At 39.0% G+C, this 10,608-nt stretch carries 10 protein-coding genes and 1 pseudogene; 3 read left to right on the top strand and 8 right to left on the bottom strand.

The window, feature by feature from the left end; translation table 11 throughout:
• Positions 1 to 458 precede the first annotated feature (458 nt).
• The 3 genes and pseudogenes from CYO89_RS10400 to CYO89_RS06710 form a co-directional block, all read left to right on the top strand.
• On the top strand, positions 459 to 2,867 hold the full coding sequence (locus tag CYO89_RS10400) for a hypothetical protein (RefSeq protein WP_181001899.1): 2,409 nt from the start codon (positions 459 to 461) through the stop codon (positions 2,865 to 2,867).
• 131 nt (positions 2,868 to 2,998) lie between these two features.
• A complete protein-coding gene (locus tag CYO89_RS06715) occupies positions 2,999 to 3,358 on the top strand; it encodes an SU10 major capsid protein (RefSeq protein WP_181001898.1) in 360 nt (119 codons plus the stop codon).
• A 216-nt stretch (positions 3,359 to 3,574) separates the two neighbouring features.
• Positions 3,575 to 3,754, top strand: a pseudogene (locus CYO89_RS06710) (cell surface protein); the annotation flags it as partial.
• Between the two features lie 34 nt (positions 3,755 to 3,788).
• Here the strand turns inward: CYO89_RS06710 and CYO89_RS06705 are convergent.
• The 8 genes from CYO89_RS06705 to dapA form a co-directional block, all read right to left on the bottom strand.
• Positions 3,789 to 4,832 carry a Cj0814 family flagellar-dependent secreted protein gene (locus CYO89_RS06705; protein ID WP_103597713.1) on the bottom strand — a complete coding sequence of 348 codons (1,044 nt, stop codon included), beginning with the start codon at positions 4,830 to 4,832 and terminating at the stop codon, positions 3,789 to 3,791.
• Positions 4,833 to 4,934: 102 nt separating this feature from the next.
• Positions 4,935 to 5,477, bottom strand: a complete 543-nt coding sequence (locus tag CYO89_RS06700) for a tetratricopeptide repeat protein (RefSeq protein ID WP_103597712.1) — start codon at positions 5,475 to 5,477, stop codon at positions 4,935 to 4,937.
• Positions 5,478 to 5,586: 109 nt separating this feature from the next.
• A complete protein-coding gene (locus tag CYO89_RS06695; protein ID WP_181001897.1) occupies positions 5,587 to 6,225 on the bottom strand; it encodes a YggS family pyridoxal phosphate-dependent enzyme in 639 nt (212 codons plus the stop codon).
• On the bottom strand, positions 6,222 to 7,331 hold the full coding sequence (rseP, locus tag CYO89_RS06690) for an RIP metalloprotease RseP (protein WP_103597711.1): 1,110 nt from the start codon (positions 7,329 to 7,331) through the stop codon (positions 6,222 to 6,224). The genes CYO89_RS06695 and rseP overlap by 4 nt, the downstream gene beginning before the upstream one ends.
• 21 nt (positions 7,332 to 7,352) lie before the next feature.
• Positions 7,353 to 8,369: an AI-2E family transporter gene (locus CYO89_RS06685; RefSeq protein WP_103597710.1), complete on the bottom strand. Its 1,017-nt coding sequence runs from the start codon at positions 8,367 to 8,369 to the stop codon at positions 7,353 to 7,355.
• Positions 8,370 to 8,371: 2 nt separating this feature from the next.
• Entirely contained in the window at positions 8,372 to 8,971 is a 600-nt protein-coding gene (pgsA, locus tag CYO89_RS06680) for a CDP-diacylglycerol--glycerol-3-phosphate 3-phosphatidyltransferase (RefSeq protein ID WP_223227300.1), read from the bottom strand.
• Positions 8,949 to 9,737 carry an enoyl-ACP reductase gene (locus tag CYO89_RS06675; protein WP_002942175.1) on the bottom strand — a complete coding sequence of 263 codons (789 nt, stop codon included), beginning with the start codon at positions 9,735 to 9,737 and terminating at the stop codon, positions 8,949 to 8,951. Before CYO89_RS06675 ends, pgsA begins: the two co-directional genes overlap by 23 nt.
• A complete protein-coding gene (gene dapA, locus CYO89_RS06670; RefSeq protein ID WP_411160740.1) occupies positions 9,737 to 10,606 on the bottom strand; it encodes a 4-hydroxy-tetrahydrodipicolinate synthase in 870 nt (289 codons plus the stop codon). Before dapA ends, CYO89_RS06675 begins: the two co-directional genes overlap by 1 nt.
• Between the last annotated feature and the right edge of the window lie 2 nt (positions 10,607 to 10,608).

Below are 10,608 nucleotides of genomic sequence, written 5' to 3'. Positions count from 1 at the left end.
GATGTTGGAAAAGTAGGTCGTTGCGGGCTTTGTTGTTTATCTGCTTTAATTCTTATATTATTTGATTCTAGTTTTTATTAGTGTTTATTTCTATTTAAGTATAAAATATTAGTTTTACTTTTTAATTAGTTTTTATTGATTAAATGTGGTAAATTTTTTATATTTGTTTTTTATGTTTTTCTTGTTTTAAAATATATTAGGACTAGTTTTTTACTTGACGAGCTGCAGTTTATAGTTAGAATTTGTGGTTTTAGTTAGCTAGATTATAACAATAGAAACACTATATGATAATATGAACCTTTGTTGAAAAATAAAGACAGAGCTTAATAGACAATGTCGCCGAGCAAGCCTTTAGTAACCCAGCTCTTAGCCAAAAAGCAAAAGATGTTTTAAAACAAGCAAGAAGTGAATACGCTCTTTTTAAAGAACTTCAAAACTCTAAAATTTACCATGATGTAATGGGTGAGCTAAAGAGTAGTGGCGATATAACAAACTCACTTTTAAAAGCTCTTAATGCAGAAAATGGCTTAGATTTAAAAGCTCTTACAGCTAGATTAAGCAGTAGCGAACAAGAAGCATTAGAAACTAACTTAATCCGTGGTGTAATAGAAAAATTTACCAAAGATGGAATAACTGACTTTTCTAAAGTAAGCAATACTTTAAAAAATGCTCCGTTTGAGAGCAAAAGAGCAGTGGAGATAATGGGTGAGCTAAACAAAAAAGCTCCTATACTAAATAACACTTCTTCATTGCTTGAAAAACTAACAGCGATTAATCCAAAGGCTAAAGAGCTAGAACAAGGCATAGGGCATTCAGTAACTGGAGCACTTATGACAATGAAGAGAAATTTAGCCATTGAAAGGTTAAAATCACTACTCCCAGTATTAGGCAATGACGCATCTTTAAAAAATCATATAAGAAATGCAATTAACAATGCAGGCGATCTAAAAAGTGTTATTAATAATCTTGAAAAGATAGAGATAAAAGATGCACCAGAGAACTCAACTAAACTACTAGAAGCTTTTAAAAACGAGGTAAGGGCGTTAAGAGAAGAGGCTCAAACTGGAGAAATAAAAGGGGATAATTTTATCACAAAAGAAAGTCCAGCGCCAAAGAGTGATTTAAATGTAAAAATTAGCGTGGATGATTTGGTAAGAGAACTATCAGAAATAAATAATAACGAGCTTAGTGCAAATTTATTTATTTTACAAAATAAGCACCCTGAACTTTTTAAAAAGCCAAGCGATGTGTATAGGCTGCTAAAAGAGATAAAAAATAACCCAACTCACTTTTTTAAGAACAACCGTCCAGATATAGCTTTAATAGCTAAGGTCTTAGAAGACGGAAGCGTAGGGAAGCTTGGCATAGTAAAAGAAAGTGGGCTTGTAGGACACTTATCAAAAAGCACAAGTAAAAATGAGATGGATAGGCTAAGAAAAGTTAATGAGAAAGAACTAAAGGTAGGGACGCCATACCCTACACTCCAACGTGCTGATGTTAATCAGGTTGGACCGACGGCTGGTGCAAAAAGCACATTCTCTAGCTCTGATGAAAGCATTATACCAAAACAAACACAAGAATTAGATAAAACTTTAGAAAATATAAATGTTAAGCCTTATAAGAATAAAGAGGATGCTCTTGTAAAAGAGGGTTATTTAAACCCAACATGGGAACCACAACTAAAGACTATTGCAAAAGAGCATGCCTTAGACGAAGCAAAACTAAAAGAGATTTTTTTAGACCAAACTATCAACACATCAAAGGGGAGAAAGCCTAACTTCTTTTTAGACTTAGGAGATATTGTACCAACTTATGGTAAAAGCAAACGCTCCCCTGAATACACTAATAATTTAAGAGAAATAGACAATAAGTTACAACAAGCATACGAGACTTTTGTGAAACCACTAAGTGCTAGTGAAAGCAAAAAAATAAAAACCCTTTATGCTAATCCGCACATAGTAAGTGGCTTACTTGGAGGCACAGCAAATGGTGCTGATAAAAATGGCAACGTAAGCCCTGAAGAGTTTGCAAAGGGCTTTATATATGCATTGTTTGGATCAAAGATAACAGCTGAGGGAGTAAAAAGAGTAAGTCCTGAGCTTTATAATAAGATACTAAGCATATCTAAAAAGCCAAGCGAAGAGGTAAGAAAGATAGTAGATAATGCAGGAGTAGATAAACTTACCAAACAAGAAAAAAGAGGCATTTATAATGTTACATATAATGGCAAGAACTCTACACAAATAAAGCAAGACTTAGACAACATAAATGATGCTATCAAATACGAACGAGGCAATATTGGTAAAGGAGCTAAGCATATAAGTATCAGGCACTTAGACGATGAAAATAAGGCTGGCTTTGTTACGAAAGAGGAATTGCTAAATTTGGGTGAAAATGTGCGTAATTTTATTAAAGAACACAAAGAGCCATTTGTAAATAAGAAAAATGCTCGTATTTATGAGTGGGAAGATGATAAAGGTGTCAGGTTTAAGCTAGTAGTTAGTAATAAAAATGGCGAAGGGGGAGGGTTACCGCTTGGCAAAAGCCAAGACGTGTCCTCAATTACTAATGACCTTCGCCCAGCCACGAAAAAGGGATTAAGCCCAAGTGGCAGCCTTGACAACATTATAACCTTTTATTCTGATAGAAACTTAAAAGAGCCTATGAAGTTTGAGAACCCAAAGCTTAAGCTACTTGATGCGATAGATACGAGTGGAGACAAAGTGGGCTTAGTTAAGAAAGTGCTACTAAATAAAGATATAAGCGACGGCGTAAAAGCTAAAGCAGTTAATAGACTAACTAAAAATAAAATTAGTCAAGGTGCAAAAACTAGCTATATATCTACTAAAAACTCAGATAACAATTAGAAGCCCTATCTTTAGGGCTTACTCTCTTTTTTATAATTAAATAAATTTTATTCTTTTTTGCCAAAATTGGGTAGATTTGGCACAGCCGTTAATGATAAATTGCCATTAAATTGCATAAAAGGAGCAAAGAAATGGCAATAACTACAACTGGGTTTCAAGCCCCAGCTACAAAACGTGAAGGCTTAAAGCCCTCAGTCTATGAAAACATAATCTTAATAGGTGCTGACGAGACGCCTATACTTAAACTAATTGGCACTTCAAGTGTTAAAGGTATAGAGCACTCTTGGCTAACTGACAGCTTAGCTACCCCAAAGAAAAACGCACAGCTAGAAATTTCTGACTTTGATGATCAGATCAAATCAAGCGTGCAAAAGACTTCAAATGCAGTGCAAATTTTTACTTCTAATGTTAGTGTTTCAAGAAGTATGCAAGCGGTGGCTACTTACGGCGGTAAAGAGCTAGAGCGTGAGACTGCTAAAGCAGTAAAATAAAATACTATGTTTGGTACTTTTATTTATACTAAAGAAATTGATATAGCTACAAACTTGAATATTATAAAAGTATAAGCTTCTGCCAAAAAATTCTATATCTAAAAATCATGCAGTTAAATGTATATGCAAATTATGAGTTTACCGTATTTATACCTTTTTGTTGTTTGAAGATAATGTTTTAAAAATGCTCCGTTTGAGAGTAATCTAAAAGTTTAAAATGAGAAGAAATTTAAACCTATGCAGGTTAAGAAGAAGTATGAGACATATGATATAAATAAGGATCAAAAATTTCTCTATGCAAGAGAGCTTTTAAATTTCAAAGAAAAAAGAGGCATAGATGTCTTAGAGCTTATGCAAAAGATAGATAAGAAGCAAATTTTAAATAAGATGGCTTGATGGATAAAGATAGCCACCTTTTAAATTTATCTATTTAAACTCTTGTCTCGTTTTGAAGCTTTGTGGCATGAGCTAGCACACTATCTACTATCTCGCCAGCACTTTTGCCGTCTTTTGAAGTGAGTAAATTTCTTTTTAGTAGCTCTTCTAAGATAAATTTGATCATCTTCTCATTTTTTAAAAGCCTTGAGAGAGGCACTATATCATCAGCTAGGCTTTGCTCGTTCATTAGCTTTGAGTAAGAGCTCGCCTCCACACTAAGTTTCGTCTCGCCACTATCACTAGCGATAGGGCTAAAACTCTTTAAAAATCCCACAAACACGCCAGCGTTGCTATAAGTATCATCTGCTTGATATACTGACATATCAGGGTTGAATGTGTATTCGTCGCTGGCTCTTGTGTCAAGATGCTCTTTACTAAAATTTAGCTCATAGGCCTCGTGGCTTACTCCAAAGCCTCTAAGCTCATCTCTAACGCTCTTTGCTTCACTAACTTGATCAAATGTTTTATATACATTTGTAACAGATATTAGGCTCACATCTTTTAAGAAATTTGCATTTTTACCAAAGGTTTTTTGGTTGGTATCCATGCTAAAGCCTTTTGGTAAATTCGCTAGATCAGCCTCGCTATATCTATCTTTTTCATCCCCTACAATGCTTTTAAAAAGTTTATAGTAGTGCTTTGTGGTATCAGCTACATCTATCTTTTCAAAGGCAGCCTTGCTTATATCTTGCGTGAAGAGATATGTTTTATTGTTGTATCTAACTATCTCATCAAGCGTGCTTTTATGGATTTTAAAATCTTTTGGCAAGCCTGCAGCTTTGTTAAAATCAGCTCCCATAAAGCCTGCTTTATCCACTGTGTAGCCATAAGCTTGAAGGTCGTTAAAATTTAAAGAGGTGAGACTATTTTGTGAAGAAGTGGTATAAGTAAATTTAGCTGGCTCTTGGCTTGGCTCGCTAATCTTTTCTTTGGTCTTTTGGTTAAAAATATCATTAAAATTTGCAGATCTATCTTGTTTGTGTTGTTGCCTAGTGTATGAATTTACATTTGTGTCTAAGATGCTAATATCATTCATGGTTTGCCTCCTAGCTTTTTGTATAGTTTAAAGCAAAAGGTGTTCCAGTAAATTTGATATTAAAAGAGTGCGGGGGAGATATGTCCCCACAAAAAATGTTATTTATTTTTTATCTTCGGCTACTTCTTCACAAGCTACTTTATAGCGGTATTTGCACGCTAGCTCTAGGTAGCTTTTTTGAGTGGCTGCATCGTTTTTCTCGCCGTAAAAGTCAGCTAACTTATAGCAAGCAAGACCAAATCTTTGCTCGCATGATTTTGCAAACAGCTCATTTGCTTTGCTTTGCATTTTTGGGTCATCTTCGTAGTATTCGCCAAGCTCAAAGCAAGCTTTTGGCGTGCCAAGATCGCATGATTTAGTTAGTGATTTTACGATCGTTTCATTGTCTTTTTTTGAGTTGATTGATTTTGAGTTTAGTAAAACTGCAAGTCTATAGCAACCCCTTTTATCGCCTAGGTCACAAGCTTTTTGATAGTACATTGTACCCTTATTTACATCTCGTCTGCTGTAAATTTTGCCTAATTTCAAACAATATGCAACTTCATTATTTGCGCATTTTTGCTCGATCCTAGCTATCTTTTCAGCTCTACCGCAACCCGAGATAAACAAGATCGCAACAGCGGTTAGAATAAAATTTTTAAACACATTTACTCCTTTATCGTTAAAAATTTATTTAATCGCATTATAAAATCATATAACTTAGATTAAAATTTAAAAAGGAGTAGAAAGGTAAATTTGCCCAAGATGGACAAATTTATAGATATAGCATCGTCCCAAGGCGGATCATGTTTGAGCCACATTTTATCGCTAGTTCGAAGTCGCTACTCATGCCCATCGAGCAGATAGTTGCGCCTCTTGGCTTTAGGCTCTCGTAAATTTTATATGTTAGCTCAAAGCTCTTTTGCACCTCTTTTGGCTCATCCACATGCGCTCCGATGCTCATCACACCTTTTAAATTTATATTTTTGCACTCGCTTTGGATGCGCTCATAAATTTCAGCCGCATTTGCCACGCTCACACCTTGCTTTGTATCTTCGTCGGCCGAGTTTATCTGAAGTAGCGTATCTAGCTTATAGCTAAGCCTTTTATCGACCTCTAGGGCTCTTTCAAAGCTATCACAGCTTTGCCAAAGCACTGGTTTTAGGCTTATCATTTGATTGATTTTATTGTTTTGCAAACGGCCGATCATGTGCCATTTGATGTCAGTGAAATTTTGCAGCTCAAGCTCTTTTTTGGCTAGCTCCTGGACTCTATTTTCGCCAAAATTTCTTTGCCCTTGTGCGTAAAGCTCCATCACTTCAGTGCATGTCACGTTTTTGCTAACGGCTATCAGCGTCACATCTTTGCTTAAATTTTCTATCATTTCAAGTAGATCTTTTAAAACTATCATCATAAACCTCCGCTTAATCTCATAATGTCATTAAAGGTAGCGAGCACCATGATGCCAAGCAGTAGCGCCCAGCCGCAGTAGGTGAGCGTAACAAGCACTCGCTCATTTATCTCGCGCCTAAAAATTAGTTCATAAATGTTAAATAAAATGTGCCCGCCATCAAGCGCAGGGATAGGAAAGAGGTTTAGCACGCCTAAATTTACAGAGATGAGCGCTACGATAGTTAGAAGCACGCTAAGGCTGATCTTAGCGGCCTTTGAAGTGACATCGGCGATCTGCACGATACCGCCGACCTCTTTTAGTGGCACGGCTCCAACTACTAGCTTTTCAAAGCTTTTAAAGATGAGCTTTGAAGCCTCGATCGTCTCGCCAAAGGCAAATTTTAGGCTCTCTAAACCTGTGTGATAAATTTTCACCACTTCGCCATTAGGCTGGATGCCGATCAGTGGGCGCTGCACCTTTTCATTAAATAAATTTATCGTTTCACCTATCTTTGGTGTTAAATTTATAGTCATTTGCGAGCCGTTGCGGTCTATCAAAATGGTGCTTGGCTCAAGCTTTACATTTTTACTGATATCGTCCCACTCGTTTATCTTGACACCATTTATCGCTAAAATTTTATCATTTTTTACTACGCCAGCACTTGCAGCTGCTGAGTTTTCAGCTATGTGACCGACGCTTGGAGCAAGTCTTTCAACGCCGATAAATCCAAGTAAAATGTATATGAAAAATGCCAAGATAAAGTTAAAAAATGGTCCCGCAAATAGGATATAAATGCGCTTTATGGGACTTAGCACGTTGTAGCTATCAGCGTCGTAGTTTTTGGCCTTTGGGTCGGTGTCGTCTTGCCCTTTTAGCTGCACGTATCCGCCAAGTGGGATAGCGCTTAGGCAGTAGTCGGTGCCGCCAACGTTTTTGGTGTAAATTTTCTCGCCAAAGCCGATACTAAAGGTATTTACTTTGACACCGAGCATTCTTGCTACTAAAAAGTGGCCAAGCTCGTGAAAAAATATGAGAAAACTAATGGCTAAAACGGTCACTAAAAAATAAAACGAATACGCATAAAGCCCAAGGCAAAGCAGGACTAGCGTGAAGAGAATGCCTTTCAAAACTTACCTTTAAATTTGATTTTACCGCTCGAGTTTATCGCTGAGCAAAACGGCAATAAATTTCGTGCTCGGGTTTGCGTCAAGCGCGATCTTTAGGCTCATGGTAAGCGGTACTGCTAAAAACATACCGCCGATGCCGAACAAAAATCCCCAAAAAAGTAGGCTCAAAAGCACCACAAGCGTGCTTATACCAAGGCCTTTGCCTAGAAATTTCGGCTCGATAAAGTTGCCGATGACGATATTTACGGCTAGATATAGCGCCGCAGTCCAAGCACAAGAGGCTGCGTCGTTTAGCAAAAGCGCCACCAAAAGCGCCGGGACGGCCGCGATAATAGAGCCGATCGTCGGGATAAAATTTAGCACGAAAGCTAAAATACCCCAAAGCGGCGCGTAGGGCACGCCGATGAAATTTAGCCCGATAAATATAAAAACGCCCGTCGCAAACGACGCTGCGGACTTGATCGCGAGATAGCGCTTGAGATTTAATATAAACGTATCTACGATCTGGTTCGTTTGCGGATTTTTGCTCGCAAAATACTCGACTTTTTGAGAAAATACCTGCACTTCAAAAAGCATAAAAGTAACGAGCAAAAAGACGAAAAAGCTCTTTGAAACGAGCTCGGTGCCGCTCCTTAAAAATCCGCCCAGCACGGCAAAAATTTTATTTATATCAAAGTCTGCGGGCGCGGCGATGCTCTCGGGATCGATTAGGCCGCGGCTCGCTAGCATCTGGTGGTAATGATCGGCGAGGGCTTTAAATTTGCTCTGAAGCTCGGGCATGTAGCTAACTAGCCCGTTTATCGTCTTTATCACGGTGTTTGCGATAAATCCCAGCGACAAAAACACCACCGCCGTAACTAGCGCGAAGGCTAAAACGCGCGGAAATTTGAGCTTTTCGAGCGCATTTATCGCAGGCGTCGCCACGATAGCGATAAAAACCGCCATCAAAAACGGTAGCACGACGACGCTAGCAGTCTTTAGTCCCGCCGCGACCACGACGAAGCTAGCTAGATAGATTATAGCGTTTTCGGTTCTCAAATTTAACTCTTTTTCATAGCTTTTACATAGGCAAAAATGTATTCAAATCCAGAATAAAGCGTGAGCACAACAGCTATCCAGAGCAAAAGCTCGCCACCAGGCCAGCTCATCAGCAAAAATCCAACCGCAAACATCTGCGAAACGGTTTTAACCTTGCCAGCCATCGAAGCAGCGACCTCGACGCCATCACTTGCCATCACGACACGAAAGCCAGTTATAAAAAACTCTCTTATCAAGATAAGATAAACAGCCCAAGCGCTCGCTCTGCCAAGCATCATAAGGCCTAAAAATGCAGCTAAGATCAGCATCTTATCAGCTAGTGGGTCAAGGATAGCGCCAAGTTTGGTCTTTTGATCCCAGCACCTTGCGATGTAGCCGTCAAAAAAGTCAGTCACCGAGGCGATCACAAAGATGAGAGCTGCGAAGTAGTTTATCCAGCTTATATGAATTTGCGTAAAAATTCCTGGCGCATTTACGAGCATAAAAAACATAAGCGGAGCTAGCAATATCCTAAAAAATGCCAGTGAATTTGGTAAATTTAAGCTCACAAATATGCCTTTATGCCTAGAAATTTCACTCTCATTTAAAAGTCGTGCCACCATCTATTATAAATGTATGTCCAGTCACCCAGCTAGCCTTAGACGAGCATAAAAATAGACATGCTCCAGCTAGATCAGCAGGCTGTCCCATGCGGTTTAGCGGGCTAAGCTTTGCCGTCATATCGCGCACCTCTTCGTAGTTGGTAAAGGCTCTTAGAGCGTCTGTCTCGATAGGACCGCCGCTTACGACATTTACGCGGATGTTTTTCTCGCCAAGCTCGGTCGCAGCGTATCTTGCCATCGCTTCGACGGCTGCTTTTGCTGTGCCATGGCCTGCGTAGTTTTCGATATAGACTAAATTTCCAGTTGAGCTTAGGCTAATAATACTGCCGCCACCCACTTTTTCCATTCGTTTTGCAGCCTCTTGCGCGCCCACGACAAAGGCATTTACAGTTGCTGTAAAGATATTATTTATACCTCTTGGTTTTAGCTTCATAAATTTAGTGTATCCACCAGCCACCGCACGGCCTGAGATAATAGCGTTTGATATGAAAAAATCAACCCTGTCAAAGTCCTCATCTATCTTTAAAAATAGCTCCTTATAAGTCTCTGGCTCAAGGATATTTAGCGCGTAGGCTCTAGCTTTTATCTTGTATGTAGCCTCAAGCTCTTTTGCCTGCTCTTTGGCAAGCTCCTCGTTTGAGTTGTAGGTAAAAGCGATATTTACGCCAGCTTTTGCAAATTCTTCCACTATGGCTCTGCCGATGCCTCTAGTGCCGCCACTGATGACTAGCGTTTTACCTTTAAATTCGTTTAGTGTGTCCTTCATTAAAATCCCTTTATTTCGTAATTTTTAATAACTTCTTCGATCTTTTTGAAATTTTCTTTGCTCGGTTTGCAAAGTGGCAAGCGGTACTCCAAAGTGTCGATGAGCCCAGCTAGATACATCGCCGCTTTGATCGGTATCGGGTTGCTTTCGCAAAAGAGCGTTTTGTTTATCGTATAGAGGTTGTCATTTATCAGTTTTGCTTTTTTATACTCTTCATTCATCGCAAGGTGAGTAAGCTGTGAAATTTGATCTGGTAAGAGGTTTGCAGTGACTGAGATGACGCCTTTGCCACCGTATGATAGGATAGGGTAGTTTATCGCATCTTCGCCGCTAATGACTACTAAATCAGGCTCGTGAGCTAGTAGATCGACACATCTATCGATGCTACCTGTTGCCTCTTTGATGCCAAAAATATTTTTACAATCTTTAAAAAGTCGAAAAACGGTCGCTGGCAAGATATCTACGCCAACTCTGCCTGGGACGTTGTAAAGAAGCACTGGAATTTCTATGCTGTTTGCGATAGCCTTGTAGTGCTCGTAAAGCCCTTCTTGTGTTGGTTTGTTGTAGTAAGGAGCGACTGATAAGATGCCGTGAGCGCCGTGAGCTTGGGCAAATTTAGCGATATCAATGGCCTCGTGAGTGGCGTTGCTGCCAGCACCAGCTAGCACCTTGACATTTGTGCCTTTACATGCATCTACTGCGATCTCGATGCAAATTCTATGCTCATCATGTGTTAAAGTCGCACTCTCGCCTGTTGTTCCCACTGGCACAACGACGTCTATGCCGTTTTTTATCTGTCTTTTTATCAGTTTTTCAAAACTGGCTTCGTCTATTTTTTGGTTTTTAAATGGCGTAACTAGTGCTGTCATCG

Source organism: Campylobacter concisus, assembly GCF_002913765.1.
GTDB lineage: Bacteria > Campylobacterota > Campylobacteria > Campylobacterales > Campylobacteraceae > Campylobacter_A > Campylobacter_A concisus_BB.
Note: the sequence above shows the minus strand (reverse complement) of the source record. Positions and strands in the feature narration are given on the sequence as shown.